We start from the raw sequence: 19,646 nt of genomic DNA on the forward strand, positions 1-19,646 counted from the left end.
AGCCCGCTAAGCCAAAAAAACGGCGGGGGCGCGGGGGGGGGGGGGGGGGGGGGGGCCCCCCCCCCCCCCCCCCCCCAGCCCGGGGGGGGGGCCCCCCCGCCCCCCCGCCACTTTTTTTATCAGATTCGCGTAATATGCGCGCCTACGCGGAGTTGCACTCGGTTGCGCCGGCCCGTCTCTAAAATGCGACGAACACCGGTTAACGATCATTCTTTCAGAATTATTACCCTGCTAAACTTGGCCCGGTTTTTCGCCACAGGAGATCGAACACATGAAGGTTAAAAAGGCTGCGCTGCTCGTCGCCGCGCTGGGAATTTTCGCCACGGGCGCCTACGCCCAGGACGCGGGCACGCTCAAGAAGATCAAGGATACGGGTGTCATCTCGCTGGGGCATCGCGAATCGTCCATTCCGTTCTCGTACTATGACGACAAGCAGAATGTCGTCGGCTATTCGAACGAGTTCGCGCTGAAGGTCGTCGAGGCGGTCAAGCAGAAGCTCAACATGCCGAACCTGAAGGTGAAGCTGACGCCGGTGACGTCGCAAAACCGCATTCCGCTCGTGCAGAACGGCACCGTCGATATCGAATGCGGCTCGACCACGAACAACGCCGAGCGCCAGCAGCAAGCGGCTTTCTCGAACACGATCTTCGTGATCGGCACGCGTCTCATGACCAAGAAGGATTCCGGCGTGAAGGACTGGGCCGACCTGAAGGGCAAGACCGTCGTGACGACTGCCGGCACCACGTCCGAGCGCCTGCTTCGCAAGATGAATCAGGAAAAGAACATGGGCATGAACATCATCAGCGCGAAGGATCACGGCGAGTCGTTCCTGACGCTGTCGACGGGCCGCGCGGTCGCGTTCATGATGGACGACGCGCTGCTCGCCGGCGAGCGCGCCAAGTCGAACAACCCGGGCGATTTCGTGATCGTCGGCGCGCCGCAATCGCATGAAGCGTACGGCTGCATGATGCGCAAGAACGACCCCGAGTTCAAGAAGGTGGTCGACGACGCAATCGCGAAGGTCGAAACGTCGGGCGAAGCCGACAAGATCTACAAGAAGTGGTTCGAAAGCCCGATTCCTCCGAAGGGGCTCAACCTGAACTTCCCGGAAAGCGAAGACATGAAGGCTCTGTTCAAGAGCCCGAATGACAAGGCAATCGACTAACCGGTTCGGGTAAAGAACGAACGAGACGGAAGGAGCCTTGCTTCTTCCGTTTCTTTTTGGAGTGAGTCCATGTCTTATCACTGGAACTGGGGCGTTTTGCTGAGTCCGGTTTCCACCGGCGAGCCCACCACGTATCTCGGCTGGCTGATTTCAGGCTTCTGGGTGACGATTACCGTGTCGCTCGCGGCCTGGGTCATCGCGCTCGTGGTCGGCTCGTTGTTCGGCATCTTGCGCACGGTCCCGAATCGCACGCTGGCCGGCATCGGCACCGTGTATGTCGCGATCTTCCGCAACATTCCGCTGATCGTGCAGTTCTTCATCTGGTATCTCGTGATACCGGAACTGCTGCCGGCTTCCATCGGCAACTGGTTCAAGCAACTGCCGCCTTCCGCGCAGTTCTTTTCGTCGTCGATCATCTGTCTCGGGCTGTTCACCGGCGCGCGCGTGTGCGAACAGGTGCGCTCGGGCATCAACGCGTTGCCGCGCGGACAGCGCAACGCCGGCCTCGCGATGGGCTTCACGCAATGGCAGACGTATCGCTACGTGCTGATGCCGGTGGCGTATCGCATCATCGTGCCGCCGCTCACGTCGGAATTTCTGAACGTGTTCAAGAATTCGGCGGTGGCCTCGACCATCGGTCTGCTCGATCTCTCGGCGCAGGCGCGTCAGCTCGTGGACTACACGGCGCAGACCTATGAATCGTTTATCGCGGTGACGCTCGCGTACATGCTCATCAACCTCATCGTGATGCTGCTGATGCGCTGGATCGAAGCGAAAACGCGGCTGCCTGGCTACATCGGAGGCAAGTAATGCATCAGTTCAACTGGAGTGGCGTCATCGGCTCGCTGCCTACGCTGTGGACGGGCGCCATCATCACGTTGCAGATCACGCTGCTCGCCATCGTGATCGGCATCGTGTGGGGAACGGTCATCGCGCTGTTCCGCCTCTCGGGCATCAAGCCGCTGCAATGGTTCGCGGGCGCGTACGTCACGCTGTTTCGCTCCATCCCGCTCGTCATGGTGCTGCTGTGGTTCTTCCTGATCGTGCCGCAGGTGCTGCAGAACGTGCTCGGGCTGTCGGCGGATATCGACATTCGCCTCGCATCGGCGATGGTCGCGTTTTCGCTGTTCGAAGCCGCGTACTATTCGGAAATCATCCGCGCCGGCATTCAGGCGGTGCCGCGCGGGCAGGTCAACGCAGCCTTCGCGCTCGGCATGACCTACGGTCAGGCGATGAAGCTCGTCGTTCTGCCACAGGCGTTCCGGGCGATGGTGCCGCTTCTGCTCACGCAAGCGATCGTGCTCTTCCAGGACACGTCGCTCGTCTACGTGATCAGTCTCGCGGACTTCTTCCGCACGGCGACGAACATCGGCGACCGCGACGGCACGACCGTCGAAATGGTGCTGTTTGCCGGGGCATGTTATTTCGTGGTGTGCGTGGTGGCGTCGGCGCTCGTCAAAAGTCTTCAGAAAAAGGTCGCAAGATGATCTCTATCAAGAATGTTTCGAAGTGGTACGGGCAGTTCCAGGTGCTCACCGACTGCACGACCGAAGTGAAGAAGGGCGAAGTCGTCGTCGTGTGCGGCCCGTCGGGCTCGGGCAAGTCGACGCTCATCAAGACCGTCAACGGCCTGGAGCCGTTCCAGAAGGGCGAGATCACCATCAACGGCCAGTCGCTGACGGACAAGAAGACGAATCTGTCGAAGCTGCGCTCGAAGGTCGGCATGGTGTTCCAGCACTTCGAGCTCTTTCCGCATCTGTCGATCGTGCAGAACCTGACGCTCGCGCAGATCAAGGTGCTTGGCCGTTCGAACGACGAAGCGACGCAGAAGGGCCTGAAGCTTCTGGATCGCGTCGGCTTGCGCGCGCATGCGGACAAGTATCCCGGCCAGTTGTCGGGCGGTCAGCAGCAGCGCGTGGCGATTGCGCGCGCGCTTTCGATGGACCCGATCGCGATGCTCTTCGACGAGCCGACTTCCGCGCTCGATCCTGAGATGATCAACGAAGTGCTCGACGTGATGGTGGAGCTCGCGCAGGAAGGCATGACCATGATGTGCGTGACGCACGAAATGGGCTTCGCGAAGAAGGTCGCGCATCGCGTGATCTTCATGGATAAGGGCTTGATCGTGGAGGACGACCAGAAAGACGCGTTCTTTGCGAACCCGAAGTCCGACCGCGCGAAGGACTTCCTCGCGAAGATCCTGCACTGAGCTTTTGCACGCTTGAAAGAATCGCGGCGCTTCCGAAAAGAAGCGCCGCGTTTTTTATTCGATGCCCAGTTCAGATTCGACTGCCGCCGTCGTGCGGATCTCGTCGATTTTCAGCGCGGAGCCGACGCACGCCTTCGCGAGCGGTTCGGCCGCCTTTCTCGCGACTGCCTCGGGGACCGGAATGTTCAGCGTCCGCGCGAGCGCGCCTTTCTGAAACATCGCGAGATCGCCGGGAGCGAAGCGCGTCCAGACTTCGTTATCGGTGAGCGGCGAGGTCGCGATCACGGCGACGCGGTCTTCCGGCGTCGTGTACTTCGCGAAGTCGATGGACATGTCCGCGTCGATCAAGTGCGCTGTCGAAAACGGCCAGCTGCGCACGAGATAGTAGAGATGCGTGGAGCAGTGCGAAAAGAGCGCCTGCCCGTTCGACATCAGGAAGTTGAACACGCCGTACTGCGTGATCTCGCGCGTGAGCGTGGCGAGCGCCTCGAAAAGTTCGTCGAGCGGCGGCTGCGAGCACGGAAAGGCGCCGCGCAAGCCTTGCAGCAGCGCGCAAAACGCGAGTTCGCTGTCCGTGGTGCCGACCGGCTGATAGACGCCCGTGAGTTGCGGCGCGTGGCCGTTCAGATCGCCGTTATGCGCGAAGATCCAGTGCCGGCCCCACAACTCGCGCATGAACGGGTGGCAGTTCTCCAGAAGGATATGCCCTTGCGTCGCCTTGCGAATATGCGCGATGGTGTTCTTCGACTTGATCGGATACCGCTTGACCATCTCGGCGAGCGGCGAACTCGCCGACGACTGATGATCGATGAACAGCCGGCACGCCTTGTCCTCGAAGAACGCGATGCCCCAGCCATCCGCGTGGTGATCCGTCATTCCGCCGCGCGCCGCGAAGCCGGTGAACGAGAACGTCACGTCGGTCGGTTCGGCGCAATTCATTCCGAGAAGTTGGCACATGTTGCTCGATGCGGCGGGCCGAAGCCCTGAAGTCGGGTTGTTACAATATGTCCGACAAGCATATCACCGGGGCATTCCCGAAAAAATCGAACGCCGCGGCTCGCCGGCCGCCGTTGTGGATTTTCCACGGCGGTTTTTTCCGGTTGTATGCCGCTCGGCTGCGCAGTTCTTTGCTTGCGGTTCGCTTTCTCTTAACGTCCTCGCCGTCATCACGCCATGTCCGCTACTTCCGCATCGCCCGATTCGCCCGATTCGCCCTCTACGCTCACCCTGGCGCGCCCCGACGACTGGCACTTGCACGTGCGCGATGGCGCGACGCTCGCCGCCGTGCTTCCGCATACGGCGCGCCAGTTCGGCCGCGCGATCATCATGCCGAACCTGAAGCCGCCGGTCACGACCACCGAAATGGCCGCGGCGTACCGCGAGCGGATTCTCGCGGCATTGCCGAAGGAGGGCGCGGGCGCGGGCTTCGAGCCGCTGATGACGCTCTATCTCACCGACAACACGCCGCCCGACGAGATCCGCCGCGCGAAAGACAGCGGCTTCGTACACGGCGTGAAGCTGTACCCGGCCGGCGCGACGACGAATTCCGATGCGGGCGTGACGGATCTGCTCGGCAAGTGCGCGAAAACGCTCGAAGCGATGCAGGAAGTGGGCATGCCGCTGCTGACGCATGGCGAAGTGACGGACAGCGACATCGACGTGTTCGACCGCGAAAAAGTATTTATCGACCGCGTGATGACGCCGCTGCGCCGCGATTTTCCCGCGCTCAAGGTGGTCTTCGAGCACATCACGACGAAAGACGCTGCCGACTACGTGCGCGACGCGCAAGGCACCATCGGCGCGACGATCACCGCGCATCACCTGCTGTACAACCGCAACGCCATGCTCGTCGGCGGCATCCGTCCGCACTATTACTGCTTGCCGGTGCTCAAGCGGGAGACGCATCGCGTGGCGCTCGTCGAGGCGGCGACGTCCGGTAATCCGCGCTTTTTCCTCGGCACGGATAGCGCGCCGCATCCGAAGGGCCTGAAGGAGCACGCGTGCGGCTGCGCGGGCTGCTACACGGCGCTGCACGCGCTGGAACTCTATGCCGAAGCCTTCGACAAGGCCGGCGCGCTCGACAAGCTGGAAGGCTTCGCAAGTTTCCACGGCGCGGATTTTTACGGCCTGCCGCGCAGCGCGGAGACGGTGACGCTCGAGCGCGCGTCGTGGACGCTGCCCGCCGAATTCGCCGCCGGGGATTCGCAGATCGTCCCGCTGCGCGGCGGCGAGTCGATCGGCTGGCGGTTCGTGGAATCGGCCTGACGGTCGCAGCGGTGTCCGCGCGTTTCGACGAGATCGACTGGACGCGTCCGTGGCTCGCGCCGCTCGCGTCGCGCGGCGAACGCTGGCAGGCGGCGGCGCTGGATGGTCCGGCGCGCTATCTCGAAGCACTGAACGACGACGCCGCGCAAGCCGCGCTCGTGACCGGACGCGGCCTGACGCTCGCGTTCGTCGCGCAGGAATCGCTGGCGGAGGGCGCGTCGTACGAGGCGCATATCGCCACGACCGGCTGCGTGCCGACGCGCCACAATCTGCACGATTTCTTCAACGGCCTGATGTGGCTTCAGTATCCGCGCATCAAGGTGGCGCTCAACGCGTGTCAGGCAGAGCAGATCGACGCGCTCGGCATCGGCCCGACGCGCGGCGGCGTGCGCGATGCGCTCACGCTCTTCGACGAAAACGCGGTGCTGTTCGCGTGCGCCGACGCATCGCTCGCGGATGCGCTGCGCCGCTTCGACTGGCGTGAGTTGTTCATCGCGAAACGCGCGTCGTGGGGCAGCCGGTGCGAGGCGCGCGTTTTCGGCCACGCGTTGCTCGAAAAGCTCGTCGCGCCATACAAGGCGTGCACGGGGCACGCGTGGATCGTGAACGTGCCGGCCGCGTATTTCTCATCGGACGATGCCGCCCGCCGCTCCATGCTCGACGATCTCGTTTCGCGCAGCCTGATGGCCGAGCCGCCCGCGAGCCGCGCGTTCGCACCGCTGCCGGTGCTGGGCGTGCCCGGCTGGTGCGACGCGAACGCGGACGCCGCGTTCTATGACGACCCGTCCGTCTTCCGTCCCGGCCGGCGCATCGCGGCAGGCGCAGCAAAGCACGCGAAAGCCGCATGTTAGAATCGACGCCGCAAAGCAGGCCAGGCAGTCGCGGCTTCGGCGCTCACCAGCGTCGAGGGCGAGGAAAGTCCGGACTCCACAGGGCAGGGTGATGGCTAACGGCCATCCGTGGCAACACGCGGAACAGGGCAACAGAAAGCAAACCGCCGATGGCTTCGGACGCAAGTCCGGAGATCAGGTAAGGGTGAAACGGTGCGGTAAGAGCGCACCGCGGCCGTCGCGAGACGTGCCGGCACGGTAACCTCCACCCGGAGCAATTCCAAATAGGCAGGCGCGCATCTTCGCGATGCAGGACGGTGCCCCCGTTCGTCTGCGGGTAGGAAGCTCGAGCGCGTCAGCAATGGCGCGCCTAGAGGAATGGCTGCCACGCGCGTTCGCCTTCGGGCGGCGCGCGCACAGAATCCGGCTTATCGGCCCGCTTTGTCGTCATTCAAAAGAAAGAGCCGGCGTCTTGCCTGACGCCGGCTCTTTTTTCTGCGACGCGCTTATCGTTCGACGATATCGAACGAATGCGTCAGTTCCGCCGTCTTGGCGAGCATGATCGACGCGGAACAATACTTGTCGTGCGACAGATTGATGGCGCGCTCGACCGTCGCGGGATTCAGGTTCTTCCCCGTCACCGTGAAGTGGAAGTGGATCTTCGTGAACACCTTCGGGTCTTCGCTTGCGCGCTCGGCCTTGAGCGTCACCGAGCAGCCTTCGATTTCCTGGCGGCTTTTCTTCAGGATCATCACGACGTCGTACGCGGTGCAGCCGCCGGTACCGAGCAGAACCATTTCCATCGGACGCGGCGCGAGATTGCGGCCGCCGCCTTCCGGCGCGCCGTCCATGTTGACGAGATGACCGCTACCGGTTTCGGCGGCGAACGCCATGCCGTCCTGTCCCATCCAGCTCACTTTGCATTCCATGCTAAGGCTCCGCCCGCTTGACGCGTTGTAAACAGCTTTCATTGTAGCGGTTCATCGAACGGTCATCGCAGACCGAGTCCGCGCATTCTCCGATTGACGCGGGTGGGAAGCCGGAATCCGCTTAGCCGCGCGCGCCACGCTGACGGTCGGAGATCTCGCCTCCGCAGGAAGAAACGCCGCGGCGACGGCGCACGGTGAAACCACATTATGAAATGAACTCTCATAATGCGAATCTTCTTGCTTTGCAGCATGACCGTGCCTATACTCAGGCCATTGGTTGTTGTCGACGAGGCAGTCGACGAACCTACAGCGTCTCCTCCACCTCCTCCTAGGTGGATTGAGCCCGAGCTTCAAATGCTCGGGCTTTTTTTCGTTCGGAGAGCCGCGCGCCGTCCGCAATTGGCCACCGAGCGCCGCAACCCTTTGACGCAACGAGCGTTTTCCCGCTATACTTCAAAGTTCTCTTCGTCACACGCCCGCGGAGAGAAGTCAGGGAGAGCCTGCACGCGCAAGGAAAGTCATTTAGCGCACTCATATAAGCAGGACCGAACAAGGTAAAGAGTAAAGGGCAGATTAATTTTTGGATCGATCATGAAGACGTTTTCCGCAAAAGCCGAAGAGGTGACGCGCGAATGGTACGTGATTGACGCGACGGATAAGGTTCTCGGCCGTGTCGCCAGCGAAGTGGCACGCCGTCTTCGCGGCAAGCATAAGCCTGAATTTACTCCGCACGTCGACACCGGCGATTACATCATCGTCGTCAATGCCGGCAAGCTGAAGGTCACCGGCAACAAGACCACGGACAAGAAGTACTACCGTCACTCGGGCTACCCGGGCGGCATCTATGAAACGACGTTCGGCAAGATGCAAGAGCGTTTCCCGGGCCGCGCGCTCGAGAAGGCTGTGAAGGGCATGCTGCCGAAGGGCCCGCTCGGCTACGCGATGATCAAGAAGCTGAAGGTCTACGCTGAAGCCACGCATCCGCACACGGCTCAACAGCCCAAGTCGCTCGAGATCTAAGGGAGCCCACATGATCGGTAACTGGAACTACGGTACGGGCCGCCGCAAGAGCGCCGTCGCTCGTGTCTTCATCAAGTCGGGCAAGGGCGAGATCATCGTCAATGGCAAGCCCATCGCCGACTATTTCTCGCGCGAAACGTCGCTGATGATCGTGCGTCAACCGCTGGAACTCACGAACCACGCCACCACGTTCGACATCAAGGTCAACGTGAACGGCGGCGGCGAAACGGGTCAGGCAGGCGCGGTCCGCCACGGCATCACCCGTGCGCTGATGGACTACGACGCAACGCTCAAGTCGCAACTGTCGAACGCTGGCTTCGTCACGCGTGACGCGCGTGAAGTGGAACGTAAGAAGGTCGGTTTCCACAAGGCACGCCGCAGGAAGCAATTCTCGAAGCGTTAATCGCTTCGGGTTTCGCCGGTTCTGCCGGCGAAGCTGCTGCGAAAGCCGCCCGCACTGCAAGGTGCCGGCGGCTTTTTCTTTTTGCCGCAATTTGCCCGAATCAGTCGAATTTGCATATAGCCTCTTGATTCCATGGGCTTTCGGCACGATTTTGAGATCAGCCCTACAATAGCGGCTAGAAGCTAAATTGGAGAGTTCAATGAGCGCAGTCAGCGACACCCCCACGACCGAAATGCCGATGCCGTTCGTCTTCACCGACGCTGCTGCCGACAAGGTCAAGCAATTGATCGACGAAGAAGGCAATCCGGATCTGAAGCTGCGCGTGTTCGTGCAAGGCGGCGGATGCTCGGGCTTCCAGTACGGTTTCACGTTCGACGAAGAAATCAACGAAGACGACACCGTGATGGACAAAAGCGGCGTGCAATTGCTGGTCGATTCGATGAGCTATCAATACCTCGTCGGCGCGGAAATCGACTATAAGGACGATCTCAACGGCGCGCAGTTCGTGATCAAGAATCCGAACGCGACCACGACTTGCGGATGCGGTTCGTCGTTCTCGGTCTGAGCGCCGAGCGCAGTCTGATGTTTGATGACAAACGGAGCCTTCGGGCTCCGTTTTTCGTTTCCGCTCGCCAAAGCGTTCAGCGCGGGTAGATCGCGCCCAGCACGCGCTCGCCCGCCGCGCCCGTCACCGACGCGAGATTGCCGGGCTCGCGCGCCACGCAGCGCATCGCTAGCCAGGCGAACGCGAACGCTTCGACTTGCTGCGGCGGCACGCCGAGCGCCTCGGTGGTCATGACGGGCACGCCCGAGACGCCGGTTTCATCGAGCGCCTGTTGCAGCATTTGCATGAGCACCGGATTGCGCGCGCCGCCGCCGCACACGTAGACAGCGCGGGCGTCGGACGCGTGGCGCTCTATCTCGCGCGCGACCGTCACGGCCGTGAGCGCGGTGAGCGTTGCTTGCACGTCGGCGGGGGCGAGCGCCGCGAAGGGCGCGAGCTTGGCATCGAGCCACGCCGGATTGAAGAGATCGCGGCCGGTGCTTTTCGGCGGCGCTTCCTCGAAAAACGGCTCGTCGAGCAGCGCGTTGAGCAGCGGCCGATTCACCTCGCCGCGCGCCGCGAACTTTCCGCCGTCGTCGTACGGCTTGTTCAGATGCCGGTGCGCCCATTCATCCAGCAACGCGTTCGCCGGGCCGCAGTCGAAGCCGCGTACCGCGCCGCTCGCCGCCAGAACCGTGATATTGCTGATGCCGCCGAGATTGCAGACGACGCGCGTCTCGTTCTTCGCGCCGAAAATCGTCGCATGAAAAGCCGGCACGAGCGGCGCGCCCTGACCGCCGGCGGCTACGTCGCGGCTGCGAAAATCGGCGATCACGTCGATGTTCGTCATCTCGGCGAGCAACGCGGGATTGTTGATCTGCCGCGTGTACCCCTTTTCCGGCCGATGCCGCACCGTTTGACCGTGCACGCCGATCGCGCGCACCTTCGTCGACGAATAGCCGCTCACGCTCTGCAACTCGTGGCAGCAGACGGCGTAGCGCGTGGCGAGCGCATTGCCGGCGAGCGCCTCGCGTTCCAGTTCGTTGTCGCCCGGCGCCTGCAACGCGAAGAGCGCGTCGCGCAGGCCCTCGGAGAAGGACACGTGCGCCTCGCCGAGCACGACCGGCGGCTTGCCCGCGGCGAACTGCACCGCGACGCCGTCGACGCCGTCCATGCTCGTGCCGGACATCAGGCCGAAGTACACGCCGTCTGCCTTGCCGGGTTCGATTACTTCGGCTTTTTTCCCCACGTTCCCCTCCTCGTCGATGCTCGTCGGTGCTTGTCCATCAACGCGGGATTATCCGCGCATCCGTGCCGATCGTTAAGACGCGGCCGCCGCCCGCCGCCCGCCGCCCGCCGCCGGACATCCGCGCGCCGCCGAACGGACCGAATGCGTGCCTCATCGCGTAAAATCGTGAGCCTGAACAAGCCATTACGCCCATCACGCCATTAAGCACCGCGCGAGGCCGTCCAGGACGGCGCCATCGCAATCTTTCACATCACAAGCCGCAAGCATGACCACTGACTCCAACGCTTCTTCCGCGCCGCCGCGCGAGGCCTTTCCGATCACCGACGACGTGCGCGCCGCCCTCGCGATCGCCAAGCGCGGCTGCGACGAACTGCTGATCGAAGACGAGTTCGCGCAGAAGCTCGCACGGAGCGCCGCCACGGGCAAACCGTTGCGCATCAAGCTCGGGCTGGACCCGACCGCGCCGGACATTCACATCGGCCATACGGTGGTGCTCAACAAGATGCGCCAGTTGCAGGACCTCGGGCATCAGGTGATTTTCCTGATCGGTGACTTCACGTCGCTGATCGGCGATCCGTCCGGCCGCAACGCCACGCGCCCGCCGCTCACGCGCGAGCAGATCGAAATGAACGCCAAGACGTATTTCGAGCAGGCGTCGCTGGTGCTCGACCGCGAGAAAACCGAGATTCGCTACAACAGCGAATGGTCCATGCCGCTCGGCGCGGACGGCATGATCAAGCTGGCCTCGCGCTACACGGTGGCGCGCATTCTCGAACGCGAAGATTTCACCAAGCGTTTCCAGACCGGCGTGCCCATCTCGATTCACGAATTCCTTTATCCGCTGATGCAGGGCTACGACTCGGTGGCGCTCAACGCGGATCTCGAACTCGGCGGCACGGATCAGAAGTTCAACCTGCTGGTCGGCCGCGAATTGCAGAAGCAATATGGCCAGGAGCAGCAATGCATTCTGACGATGCCGCTGCTCGAAGGGCTCGACGGCGTCGAAAAGATGTCGAAGTCGAAGCATAACTATGTCGGCATCAGCGAGAAGCCGACCGAGATGTTCGGCAAGCTGATGAGCATCTCCGACGCGCTCATGTGGCGTTACTTCGAGCTGCTGTCGTTCCGCAGCATGGAAGAGATCGCGCGCTTCAGGCAGGAAGCCGAAGGCGGCCGCAATCCGCGCGACTTCAAGGTAATGCTCGCGCAGGAAATCGTCGCGCGGTTCCATTCGCCGGCGGACGCCGAGCGCGCGCTCGAAGACTTCAACCATCGCGCGAAGGGCGGCGTGCCGGACGATATTCCGACCGTCACGCTCGCGGGCGCGCCGCTTGCCATCGGCCAGTTGCTCAAGCAGGCGGGGCTCGTGCCGTCTACGAGCGAGGCGCTGCGCAACATCGAGCAGGGCGGCGTGAAGATCGACGGCGCGACGGTGTCCGACAAGGGTTTGAAGGTCGAGCCGGGCGAGTTCGTCGTGCAGGTAGGCAAGCGCCGCTTCGCGCGCATCACGCTTACGGCGTAAGCGGATGATCGCCCTTATCCAACGAGTGCGGCGCGCGGACGTGCGCGTCGGCGAGCGCGTGACCGGCGCGATCGACGCGGGCCTGCTCGCGCTCGTCTGCGCCGAACGGGGCGACAACGAAGCCGCAGCCGACAAGCTGCTCGCGAAGATGCTGGCGTATCGCGTGTTCAGCGACGCGGCGGGCAAGATGAACCTGTCCGTGCAGAACATCGACGGCGCAGGGCGGGCGGGCGGCGTGCTGCTCGTGTCGCAATTCACGCTCGCCGCCGATACGTCGAGCGGACTGCGCCCGAGCTTCACGCCGGCCGCGCCGCCCGACGAGGGGAAACGGCTCTTCGATTACTTCGTGCGCGAGGCGCGGGCGAAGCATCCGATCGTCGAGACCGGCGAATTCGGCGCCGAGATGCAGGTGTCGCTCGTCAACGACGGGCCGGTCACGTTCTGGCTGCAGGTGCGGCCATGACGACTCAGGTCTTGTTCATCCGCCACGGCGAGACCGACTGGAATCGCGTGAAGCGCATTCAGGGGCATATCGACATTCCGCTGTCCGTGCATGGCGTGCTGCAAGCCGAGCAACTGGGCGCGCGTCTCGCGCGGGAGGGGCGGCTCGACGCCGTCTACAGCAGCGATCTTCTACGCGCGCAACAGACCGCCCGCCCGTTTTCCGATGCGCTCAAACTCGACCTCCGCTTGTCCGAAGCCTTGCGCGAACGAAACTACGGCGCGTTTCAGGGCCACGACAGCGACGAAATCAGCGAGAAGTTTCCGGCCGAGTACGTCGAATGGCAAACGCGCGATCCCGGCTTCACGCCGCCCGGCGGCGAATCGCTGCGCGTCTTCTATCACCGCGTGATTCACGCAATGGAGCCGATCGTCGCCGCGCATCCGGGCGGGCGCATCGCGTGTGTGGCGCACGGCGGCGTGCTCGACTGCATCTACCGGTTCGCGATGAAACTGCCGCTCGACGCGCCGCGCAACTGGCCGCTGCTCAATTGCAGCCTCAACGTGGTCGATTACGACGGCGGCCACGCGACGGTGGTGTCATGGGGTGATGTAACCCATCTCGCCACCGATACCGCCGACGACAGCCTGCGCAAGACAGCCTAGTCGCTCTTCTTTGCGGCAACTCGCAAGCGCGCACGCTTCGAGATGCCGTTGACGAGCGCCCAGCGGACGACCGGCGCCATTGCCCGCACGCCGGGACGCGCAATGACCCGCCGCATCGGCGCGAGCGACGACAGGCCGAGCATGGCCTGCGCCCAGTCGGGCAGCAGATCGACGCCTGCATTGAACACCAGCACGCGCGCCGGTTTCATGACGACGCTTGGCGTCGGCGCATTCTTGAGCACGCGAATGACTTCCTGGGTGCGCTCGCTTGCGTGCAGATGCGGACGCATGGCGGCGAGATACGCGTCGACCTGCGCGCGCGTGGTCGGCACGTCGCGCGCGCCGAGCAGGCGGGCGACGAGCGCCGTTTCTTCGAAGTAGCGGTCCTGATCCGCCTCTGACAGAGCAGGGTTCACGTAGCGCAGATAGCCTTCGAGAAAGCTCGTGACTTCGGCGACGTGCACCCATGTCAGAAGATCGGCATCGCTCGCGCGATACGGCCGGCCGTCGGGCGCGGTGCCCGTCACGCCCATATGGATGCCCTTGACGCGCTCGATCAGCGCGAGCGCGTCGTGCCGGTTGCCGAACGTGGTTCCCGCGATGAAGGTGGCCGTGCGCCGCAGACGCCCGAGAATATCCGTGCGAAACGTGGAGTGATCCCACACGCCCGCGAGCGCCAGCGGATGCAGCGTCTGGAGCAACAGCGCGCTGATGCCGCTCGTCATCATCGACGTGAAATCGGCGTGGACTTTCCAGCAGATGGTGTCCGGTCCGAAGAGGCCCGGATCGCCCGGCGGCGAGGAGTAATCGAGCGTCGGCCCGCTGCCGGTCGTGAGGTTCGTGATGCCGCGTGCAATCGAAGACCGCACGCGCGTGACCAACGTTGCCTGATCCGACATGCGCTAGCCGTTGTTCGCGTCCCAGAGGTCGCGGATCGGGCCGCCGTCCGGCGCGGCGATGCCGAAGTGCCGGTACGTCAGCAAGGTCGCGACGCGCCCGCGCGGCGTGCGCTGCAAATAGCCTTGCTGGATCAAATAAGGCTCCAGCACGTCTTCGATGGTGTCGCGTTCTTCGCCAATGGCCGCCGCGAGGTTATCGACGCCTACCGGCCCGCCGTCGAACTTGTGCAGGATCGCTTCGAGCAGCTTGCGGTCCATCAGGTCGAAGCCGACGGGATCGACGTCCAGCATCTTCAGCGCGGCATCCGCCACTTCCGCCGTGATGCTGCCGTTAGCCTTCACTTCCGCGTAATCGCGCACGCGGCGCAGCAGCCGGTTCGCGATACGCGGCGTCCCACGTGAGCGCCGCGCGATTTCCAGCGCGCCTTCTGGCACGATGTCCGCCTTCAGAAGCGACGCCGAGCGCGACACGATACGCGCGAGCTCGTTCGCGTTGTAGAACTCCAGCCGCGACACGATGCCGAAGCGGTCGCGCAACGGATTCGTCAGCATGCCCGCGCGCGTGGTCGCGCCGACGAGCGTGAACGGCTGAAGATCCAGCTTGACGCTGCGCGCGGCCGGACCTTCGCCGATCATGATGTCGATCTGATAATCCTCAAGCGCCGGATAAAGAATTTCCTCGACGACCGGCGAGAGCCGATGAATCTCGTCGATGAAGAGCACGTCGTTCGCTTCGAGATTGGTGAGCAACGCGGCGAGGTCGCCTGCGCGTTCCAGCACCGGTCCCGACGTCTGCCGCAGATTCACGCCCATTTCCCGCGCGATGATATGCGCGAGCGTGGTCTTGCCCAGACCCGGCGGACCGAAGAGCAGCACATGATCCAGCGCTTCGGAACGCCGCTTGGCCGCTTCGATGAAGATTTCGAGCTGCCCGCGCACCTTCTCTTGCCCCACGTATTCGTCGAGCTGGCGCGGTCGCAGCGCGCGCTCGAAGGCTTCTTCGTTCGGCGAGACGGGCGTGGCCGAGATGATGCGTTCGGCGGCGAGTTTGTCGGTTTCGATCATGAGTCGATTGTACAGCGAGCCTTCTCGCCGCGAACCTGGCCGAACGGCCTAGTGGCGCACAGCGCCAGGCGACCGGAGAATCAGGCTTTCGAGAGCGCCTTCAAGGCGAGCTTGATGCCTTCCGAGACGCCCGTTCCCGCCGGCACGTTCTTGATGGCGGCGAGGGCTTCCTTCTCGGAATAGCCGAGCGCGAGCAGCGCATTGAGAATGTCGGACGCATGGTCGGACTGCGAAGCGGCACTCGCCATTGCGCCGAGATCGGCGCCGAGCTTGCCCTTCAGTTCGAGCAGCAGGCGTTCGGCCGTCTTCTTGCCGATGCCCGGCACGCGCGTGAGGCGCGCGGTGTCTTGAGTCGTCACGGTCTGCGCGAGCTCTTGCACGCTCATGCCCGAAAGCACCGCGAGCGCCATGCGCGCGCCGATGCCGCTGATCTTTAACAATTCGCGAAACGTTGAGCGTTCCTGCGACGTGAGAAAGCCGTAGAGCAAGTGCGCGTCCTCGCGCACGATCATCTGCGTGAGCAGCACGACCTTGTCGCCCGCGTTCGGCAGGTTGTAGAACGTGCTCATCGGCACGTCGATTTCATAGCCGACGCCGTTGCAGTCGACGAGCAGGTGCGGCGGATTTTTTTCCAGCAGAACGCCGGCGATGCGACCAATCATGTTTGCGTTATCGAATGAAGAGATTTAGCCGATGAGCCTGCCGCGCCGCACGCGCAAGCCTTTCTTCGCGAGCGACGGCGCAATGCCGCCGAGCGTGGCGAGCCCCGTGCCCCCGTGCGCGTGACAGATGGCCATGCCGAGCGCGTCGGCCGCGTCGGTGCTCGGCACGCCCGAGAGATTGAGCAGGCGCACGACCATCTGCTGCATCTGCTCCTTGGTCGCGCGGCCGTAGCCGACAACAGCCTGCTTCAGTTGCAGCGCCGTGTATTCGGCGACCGGCACGCCGCTCGCGACAAGCCCGCAGATGGCCGCGCCGCGCGCCTGCCCGAGCAGTAGCGTCGATTGCGGATTGACGTTGACGAAGACTTTCTCGATGGCCGCCTGATCCGGATTGTGCTGCCGGATAAGCGTCGAAATGCCGTCGAAGATGGTGTTCAGGCGCGAAGGCAAATCGGCGTCGGCCGTCTTGATGACGCCGCTCGTCACATAGTTGAGCGAGTGCCCCGCCATGTCGATGATGCCGAAGCCCGTCACGCGCAGGCCGGGGTCGATGCCTAAGATTCTCATTCGTTCGCGATGCGGCTCGTCCAAAGTGAAATGGCCTGCTTGCGCCGTTCCGAAGCGCAAACAGGCCAATACTAAATGAACTTGCCGCGATTAATGGCGGAAATGGCGCGTGCCCGTAAGAATCATCGCGACGTTGTGCTCATCGGCGGCGGCGACCACTTCGTCGTCGCGCATGGAGCCGCCCGGCTGGATCACGCAGGTCGCGCCCGCGTTCACCACAACGTCGAGGCCGTCGCGGAACGGGAAGAACGCATCCGATGCCACCGCCGAGCCGTTGAGCGAGAGTCCTGCATTCTGCGCCTTGATGCCCGCAATGCGCGCCGAATCCACGCGGCTCATCTGGCCCGCGCCGACGCCGAGCGTCATGCCGCCGCCGCAGAACACGATCGCGTTCGACTTCACGAACTTCGCCACGCGCCAGGCGAACATCAGATCGTCCATTTCCTTCGGCGTCGGATGGCGCTTGGTCACGACGCGCAGTTCATGCGGCTGCACGTTCTTCGAATCGAGCGATTGAACCAGCAGACCGCCGCCCACGCGCTTCAGGTCGAATGCGTTGTGGCCGTCGCCCAGCGCGATTTGCAGCAAGCGCACGTTCTGCTTCGCGACGAACACGGCGCGCGCGGCTTCGCTGAACGAAGGCGCGATCAGCACTTCGACGAACTGCTTCGCCACGGCCTGCGCCGCCGCTTCGTCCACTTCGCGATTGAACGCGATGATGCCGCCGAACGCCGAGGTCGGATCGGTCTGGAAGGCCTTCGAGTAAGCCTCGTGCGCGTTCGCGCCGATGGCGACGCCGCACGGATTCGCGTGCTTGATGATGACGCATGCGGGCGCGTCGAAGGTCTTCACGCATTCCCACGCAGCGTCGGAATCGGCGATGTTGTTGTACGAGAGTTCCTTGCCCTGCAACTGCTCGTAGTTGGCGAGCGCGCCGGCGGGCACCGAAAGATCGCGGTAGAACGCCGCGCTTTGATGCGGGTTTTCGCCGTAGCGCAAGTCCTGCACTTTCTCGAACGCGAGATTGAACGTGGCGGGGTAGGTGTTGCGCTCGCTATGCTGAAGCGTTTCGGTAAGGCTCGTCAGATAGTTGGTAATCGCGCCGTCGTACTGCGCGGTGTGCGCGAAGACCTTGGTCGCGAGCCGGAAGTTCGTCGCGTAGCCGATGCTGTTGTCGTTCGCGCGCATTTCGTCGAGCACGGCGGCATAGTCGGCCGGATCGACGATGACGGTTACATCGCGATGATTCTTCGCCGCCGAGCGCAGCATGGTCGGACCGCCGATGTCGATGTTCTCGATCGCGTCTTCCAGCGAGCATTGTTCCTTCGCCACCGTCTGCACGAACGGATACAGATTGACGACGAGCAGGTCGATCGTCGGAATGTCGTGTTTTTCGAGTGCGGCCATGTGCTCCGGCAGATCACGGCGGGCGAGAATGCCGCCGTGCACCTTGGGATGCAGCGTCTTCACGCGCCCATCCAGCATTTCCGGGAAGCCGGTGTAGTCGGCGACTTCGGTCACGGGCAGTCCCGCGTCCGCGAGCAGTTTCGCCGTGCCGCCGGTCGAAAGAAGCCTGACGCCGAGCTGCGAGAGCGATTGGGCGAATTCGACGATGCCGGACTTGTCGGAAACCGAGATGAGCGCTTGCTTGATCATGATGAACACTGAAGCCAGAAAGGATAACCAGGCCGGACTCGAGGCGCGCGCCTTGTCCGAAGAATCAAATCAATCCGTGCTGCTGAAGTTTCTTGCGTAGCGTGTTGCGGTTGATGCCGAGATACTCTGCGGCGAGCGACTGATTGCCGCCCGCCTGCGCGAGCACCACTTCGAGCATCGGTTTCTCCACGCACGAGATCACCATGTCGTACACGTCGTGCGGGTTCGAGCCGTCCAGGTCCTGAAAGTAGCTGTCGAGGCTCTGGCGGACGCATTGTTCGATGTTATGTCTGCTCATGCGGCGATTCGTCGGTCTGTGTTGTTCTGTCCGCCGCACGATTCCTCATCGGCCGCTTCGTCGGCGTCCGCGGCCTCGTCCACATAGACGAGACGGTCTGACAGCGCCTTTTGCGCGTCGAAGAATTCGTTCACAGCGAACAATTGTTCTTTGGTCGTGTCGAGCGTATTCATCCGGTGCCGGAAGGTGTTGGCGCCGGAAAGGCCGCGAGTGTACCAGCCGATGTGCTTGCGCGCAGTCCGAACGCCCGTGAATTCCCCGTAGAACGCGTAGTGATCTTCGAGGTGCTCGTTCATGACCTGCTGAATCTCGTCGATGCGCGGCGGCGGCATGCGCTCGCCCGTCGCAAGGAAGTGCTCGATCTCGCGGAAAAGCCACGGCCGGCCCTGCGCCGCGCGGCCGATCATGATGGCGTCCGCGCCGGTTGCCGCGAGCACGTCACGCGCTTTCTCGGGCGTCGTGATGTCACCGTTCGCGACGACCGGGATCTTCACCGACGCCTTCACGGCAGCGATGGTCTCGTACTCCGCGTCGCCCTTATACAAGTCGGCGCGCGTGCGTCCGTGCACGGTCAGCATGGAGATGCCGGCATTCTCGGCAATGCGCGCGATGGTCAGCGCATTCTTGTTCTCGCGATTCCAGCCCGTGCGAATCTTGAGCGTGACGGGCACCGCGTCCGGGCCGACGCCAACCGCTTGCACGACGGCCTCGACGATGCGCGCGACCAGCGGTTCGTTTTGCAAGAGCGCCGATCCCGCCGCGACGTTGCACACCTTCTTCGCCGGGCAGCCCATATTGATATCGATGATCTGCGCGCCGTTCGCCACGTTGTGACGCGCGGCTTCGGCGAGCATCTGCGGGTCCGCGCCCGCAATTTGCACGGCAATCGGCTCGACCTCGCCCGCGTGGTTCGCGCGCCGCATGGTCTTTTCGCTCTTCCACAACTGCGCATTCGACGCGACCATTTCCGACACCGCGTAGCCCGCGCCCATGCGCTTGCACAGCTGGCGGAACGGCCGGTCGGTGACGCCTGCCATCGGAGCGACGAACAGGTTATTGCGCAGAACGTGTGAACCGATGATGGGCATGAAGTCGGGGCACCGAGCGGGCGAACGTTCGGCAATGAGCGCCGTGTCGCGTCAGACGGATGCGGGAATGCGGAAGGGAAACGCGTATTTTAACGCTAAGCGCGTGCTGAAATTAAGAGCAATCGCGTGCAAGTGTTTAAATCTTCTATGAAAGCGGACGCGCCCATA

At 63.2% G+C, this 19,646-nt stretch carries 23 protein-coding genes and 1 other RNA gene; 14 read left to right on the forward strand and 10 right to left on the reverse strand.

Annotated features, from left to right (window positions below):
- From NCR37_RS01770 to NCR37_RS01790, 5 genes are all read left to right on the forward strand, one after another.
- Positions 1–182: hypothetical protein (locus tag NCR37_RS01770; protein WP_250471247.1), on the forward strand; the 182-nt coding region annotated here is incomplete at its 5' end.
- An 89-nt stretch (positions 183–271) separates the two neighbouring features.
- Positions 272–1,165 (forward strand): glutamate/aspartate ABC transporter substrate-binding protein, encoded by an 894-nt coding sequence (locus tag NCR37_RS01775; RefSeq protein WP_206467496.1) that lies wholly within the window; start codon positions 272–274, stop codon positions 1,163–1,165.
- A 69-nt stretch (positions 1,166–1,234) separates the two neighbouring features.
- A complete protein-coding gene (locus NCR37_RS01780; protein WP_206467497.1) occupies positions 1,235–1,975 on the forward strand; it encodes an amino acid ABC transporter permease in 741 nt (246 codons plus the stop codon).
- The gene (gene gltK, locus NCR37_RS01785) at positions 1,975–2,652 is read left to right on the forward strand and encodes a glutamate/aspartate ABC transporter permease GltK (RefSeq protein ID WP_175939440.1); all 678 of its coding nucleotides are present in this window, start codon (positions 1,975–1,977) and stop codon (positions 2,650–2,652) included. Before NCR37_RS01780 ends, gltK begins: the two co-directional genes overlap by 1 nt.
- Positions 2,649–3,374: an amino acid ABC transporter ATP-binding protein gene (locus tag NCR37_RS01790; RefSeq protein ID WP_040052979.1), complete on the forward strand. Its 726-nt coding sequence runs from the start codon at positions 2,649–2,651 to the stop codon at positions 3,372–3,374. The genes gltK and NCR37_RS01790 overlap by 4 nt, the downstream gene beginning before the upstream one ends.
- Before the next feature lie 54 nt (positions 3,375–3,428).
- Here the strand turns inward: NCR37_RS01790 and NCR37_RS01795 are convergent, their stop codons facing one another.
- Positions 3,429–4,331: a class II glutamine amidotransferase gene (locus NCR37_RS01795; RefSeq protein WP_350029040.1), complete on the reverse strand. Its 903-nt coding sequence runs from the start codon at positions 4,329–4,331 to the stop codon at positions 3,429–3,431.
- 216 nt (positions 4,332–4,547) lie between these two features.
- Between NCR37_RS01795 and pyrC the strand changes: the two genes are divergently transcribed.
- The 3 genes from pyrC to rnpB all read left to right on the forward strand — a co-directional run bounded on the left by pyrC (position 4,548) and on the right by rnpB (position 6,916).
- Positions 4,548–5,639, forward strand: a complete 1,092-nt coding sequence (pyrC, locus tag NCR37_RS01800) for a dihydroorotase (RefSeq protein ID WP_250471248.1) — start codon at positions 4,548–4,550, stop codon at positions 5,637–5,639.
- 11 nt (positions 5,640–5,650) lie between these two features.
- A complete protein-coding gene (locus tag NCR37_RS01805) occupies positions 5,651–6,490 on the forward strand; it encodes a DUF3025 domain-containing protein (RefSeq protein ID WP_350029041.1) in 840 nt (279 codons plus the stop codon).
- 12 nt (positions 6,491–6,502) lie between these two features.
- Positions 6,503–6,916: RNase P RNA component class A (gene rnpB / locus NCR37_RS01810), an RNA gene on the forward strand.
- 59 nt (positions 6,917–6,975) lie between these two features.
- On the opposite strand, the gene NCR37_RS01815 is transcribed toward rnpB, so the two are convergent.
- Positions 6,976–7,398, reverse strand: a complete 423-nt coding sequence (locus NCR37_RS01815) for an OsmC family protein (RefSeq protein WP_159835228.1) — start codon at positions 7,396–7,398, stop codon at positions 6,976–6,978.
- A 591-nt stretch (positions 7,399–7,989) separates the two neighbouring features.
- On the opposite strand from NCR37_RS01815, the gene rplM reads away from it, so the two are divergent.
- The 3 genes from rplM to erpA all read left to right on the forward strand — a co-directional run bounded on the left by rplM (position 7,990) and on the right by erpA (position 9,386).
- On the forward strand, positions 7,990–8,418 hold the full coding sequence (gene rplM / locus NCR37_RS01820; protein WP_159835229.1) for a 50S ribosomal protein L13: 429 nt from the start codon (positions 7,990–7,992) through the stop codon (positions 8,416–8,418).
- A gap of 10 nt (positions 8,419–8,428) precedes the next feature.
- Positions 8,429–8,821, forward strand: a complete 393-nt coding sequence (gene rpsI / locus NCR37_RS01825) for a 30S ribosomal protein S9 (protein WP_008351569.1) — start codon at positions 8,429–8,431, stop codon at positions 8,819–8,821.
- A 199-nt stretch (positions 8,822–9,020) separates the two neighbouring features.
- A complete protein-coding gene (gene erpA, locus NCR37_RS01830; protein ID WP_175939444.1) occupies positions 9,021–9,386 on the forward strand; it encodes an iron-sulfur cluster insertion protein ErpA in 366 nt (121 codons plus the stop codon).
- Between the two features lie 76 nt (positions 9,387–9,462).
- On the opposite strand, the gene NCR37_RS01835 is transcribed toward erpA, so the two are convergent.
- Positions 9,463–10,593, reverse strand: a complete 1,131-nt coding sequence (locus NCR37_RS01835; protein ID WP_350029042.1) for an anhydro-N-acetylmuramic acid kinase — start codon at positions 10,591–10,593, stop codon at positions 9,463–9,465.
- Between the two features lie 286 nt (positions 10,594–10,879).
- Here NCR37_RS01835 and tyrS point away from each other — a divergent pair, with 286 nt between their 5' ends.
- The 3 genes from tyrS to NCR37_RS01850 are packed head-to-tail and all read left to right on the forward strand — an operon-like array spanning position 10,880 to position 13,243.
- Positions 10,880–12,136, forward strand: coding sequence for a tyrosine--tRNA ligase (gene tyrS / locus NCR37_RS01840; RefSeq protein ID WP_250471249.1), 1,257 nt, complete (start codon positions 10,880–10,882; stop codon positions 12,134–12,136).
- Positions 12,137–12,140: 4 nt separating this feature from the next.
- Positions 12,141–12,599: a D-aminoacyl-tRNA deacylase gene (gene dtd / locus NCR37_RS01845; protein WP_250471250.1), complete on the forward strand. Its 459-nt coding sequence runs from the start codon at positions 12,141–12,143 to the stop codon at positions 12,597–12,599.
- A complete protein-coding gene (locus tag NCR37_RS01850; RefSeq protein ID WP_250471251.1) occupies positions 12,596–13,243 on the forward strand; it encodes a histidine phosphatase family protein in 648 nt (215 codons plus the stop codon). Before dtd ends, NCR37_RS01850 begins: the two co-directional genes overlap by 4 nt.
- Here the strand turns inward: NCR37_RS01850 and NCR37_RS01855 are convergent.
- From NCR37_RS01855 to dusB, 7 genes are all read right to left on the reverse strand, one after another.
- Positions 13,240–14,142, reverse strand: a complete 903-nt coding sequence (locus tag NCR37_RS01855) for an oxygenase MpaB family protein (protein WP_250471252.1) — start codon at positions 14,140–14,142, stop codon at positions 13,240–13,242. The genes NCR37_RS01850 and NCR37_RS01855 overlap by 4 nt on opposite strands.
- 3 nt (positions 14,143–14,145) lie before the next feature.
- Positions 14,146–15,207, reverse strand: coding sequence for a Holliday junction branch migration DNA helicase RuvB (gene ruvB / locus NCR37_RS01860; RefSeq protein ID WP_175939449.1), 1,062 nt, complete (start codon positions 15,205–15,207; stop codon positions 14,146–14,148).
- A gap of 80 nt (positions 15,208–15,287) precedes the next feature.
- Positions 15,288–15,869 (reverse strand): Holliday junction branch migration protein RuvA, encoded by a 582-nt coding sequence (gene ruvA, locus NCR37_RS01865; protein WP_250471253.1) that lies wholly within the window; start codon positions 15,867–15,869, stop codon positions 15,288–15,290.
- Between the two features lie 24 nt (positions 15,870–15,893).
- The gene (gene ruvC, locus NCR37_RS01870) at positions 15,894–16,436 is read right to left on the reverse strand and encodes a crossover junction endodeoxyribonuclease RuvC (RefSeq protein ID WP_175939451.1); all 543 of its coding nucleotides are present in this window, start codon (positions 16,434–16,436) and stop codon (positions 15,894–15,896) included.
- A 90-nt stretch (positions 16,437–16,526) separates the two neighbouring features.
- Positions 16,527–18,092 (reverse strand): bifunctional phosphoribosylaminoimidazolecarboxamide formyltransferase/IMP cyclohydrolase, encoded by a 1,566-nt coding sequence (purH, locus tag NCR37_RS01875; RefSeq protein ID WP_250471254.1) that lies wholly within the window; start codon positions 18,090–18,092, stop codon positions 16,527–16,529.
- A 64-nt stretch (positions 18,093–18,156) separates the two neighbouring features.
- Positions 18,157–18,390: a Fis family transcriptional regulator gene (locus NCR37_RS01880; RefSeq protein WP_175939453.1), complete on the reverse strand. Its 234-nt coding sequence runs from the start codon at positions 18,388–18,390 to the stop codon at positions 18,157–18,159.
- Complete coding sequence (gene dusB, locus NCR37_RS01885; RefSeq protein WP_250471255.1) at positions 18,387–19,478, reverse strand: tRNA dihydrouridine synthase DusB; 1,092 nt, start codon at positions 19,476–19,478, stop codon at positions 18,387–18,389. The genes NCR37_RS01880 and dusB overlap by 4 nt, the downstream gene beginning before the upstream one ends.
- Positions 19,479–19,646 lie beyond the last annotated feature (168 nt).

Source organism: Caballeronia sp. GAFFF1, from assembly GCF_023630705.1.
In the GTDB taxonomy this organism is placed as follows: Bacteria; Pseudomonadota; Gammaproteobacteria; order Burkholderiales; family Burkholderiaceae; genus Caballeronia.

Excerpts from the sequence above, each read along its gene's own strand:
- NCR37_RS01775 (WP_206467496.1), top strand. The coding sequence starts at position 272 with ATGAAGGTTAAAAAGGCTGCGCTGCTCGTCGCCGCGCTGGGAATTTTC.
- NCR37_RS01780 (WP_206467497.1), top strand. The coding sequence starts at position 1,235 with ATGTCTTATCACTGGAACTGGGGCGTTTTGCTGAGTCCGGTTTCCACC.
- gltK (WP_175939440.1), top strand. The coding sequence starts at position 1,975 with ATGCATCAGTTCAACTGGAGTGGCGTCATCGGCTCGCTGCCTACGCTG.
- NCR37_RS01790 (WP_040052979.1), top strand. The coding sequence starts at position 2,649 with ATGATCTCTATCAAGAATGTTTCGAAGTGGTACGGGCAGTTCCAGGTG.
- NCR37_RS01795 (WP_350029040.1), bottom strand. The coding sequence starts at position 4,331 with ATGTGCCAACTTCTCGGAATGAATTGCGCCGAACCGACCGACGTGACG.
- pyrC (WP_250471248.1), top strand. The coding sequence starts at position 4,548 with ATGTCCGCTACTTCCGCATCGCCCGATTCGCCCGATTCGCCCTCTACG.
- NCR37_RS01815 (WP_159835228.1), bottom strand. The coding sequence starts at position 7,398 with ATGGAATGCAAAGTGAGCTGGATGGGACAGGACGGCATGGCGTTCGCC.
- rplM (WP_159835229.1), top strand. The coding sequence starts at position 7,990 with ATGAAGACGTTTTCCGCAAAAGCCGAAGAGGTGACGCGCGAATGGTAC.
- rpsI (WP_008351569.1), top strand. The coding sequence starts at position 8,429 with ATGATCGGTAACTGGAACTACGGTACGGGCCGCCGCAAGAGCGCCGTC.
- erpA (WP_175939444.1), top strand. The coding sequence starts at position 9,021 with ATGAGCGCAGTCAGCGACACCCCCACGACCGAAATGCCGATGCCGTTC.
- tyrS (WP_250471249.1), top strand. The coding sequence starts at position 10,880 with ATGACCACTGACTCCAACGCTTCTTCCGCGCCGCCGCGCGAGGCCTTT.
- dtd (WP_250471250.1), top strand. The coding sequence starts at position 12,141 with ATGATCGCCCTTATCCAACGAGTGCGGCGCGCGGACGTGCGCGTCGGC.
- NCR37_RS01850 (WP_250471251.1), top strand. The coding sequence starts at position 12,596 with ATGACGACTCAGGTCTTGTTCATCCGCCACGGCGAGACCGACTGGAAT.
- NCR37_RS01855 (WP_250471252.1), bottom strand. The coding sequence starts at position 14,142 with ATGTCGGATCAGGCAACGTTGGTCACGCGCGTGCGGTCTTCGATTGCA.
- ruvB (WP_175939449.1), bottom strand. The coding sequence starts at position 15,207 with ATGATCGAAACCGACAAACTCGCCGCCGAACGCATCATCTCGGCCACG.
- ruvA (WP_250471253.1), bottom strand. The coding sequence starts at position 15,869 with ATGATTGGTCGCATCGCCGGCGTTCTGCTGGAAAAAAATCCGCCGCAC.
- ruvC (WP_175939451.1), bottom strand. The coding sequence starts at position 16,436 with ATGAGAATCTTAGGCATCGACCCCGGCCTGCGCGTGACGGGCTTCGGC.
- purH (WP_250471254.1), bottom strand. The coding sequence starts at position 18,092 with ATGATCAAGCAAGCGCTCATCTCGGTTTCCGACAAGTCCGGCATCGTC.
- NCR37_RS01880 (WP_175939453.1), bottom strand. The coding sequence starts at position 18,390 with ATGAGCAGACATAACATCGAACAATGCGTCCGCCAGAGCCTCGACAGC.
- dusB (WP_250471255.1), bottom strand. The coding sequence starts at position 19,478 with ATGCCCATCATCGGTTCACACGTTCTGCGCAATAACCTGTTCGTCGCT.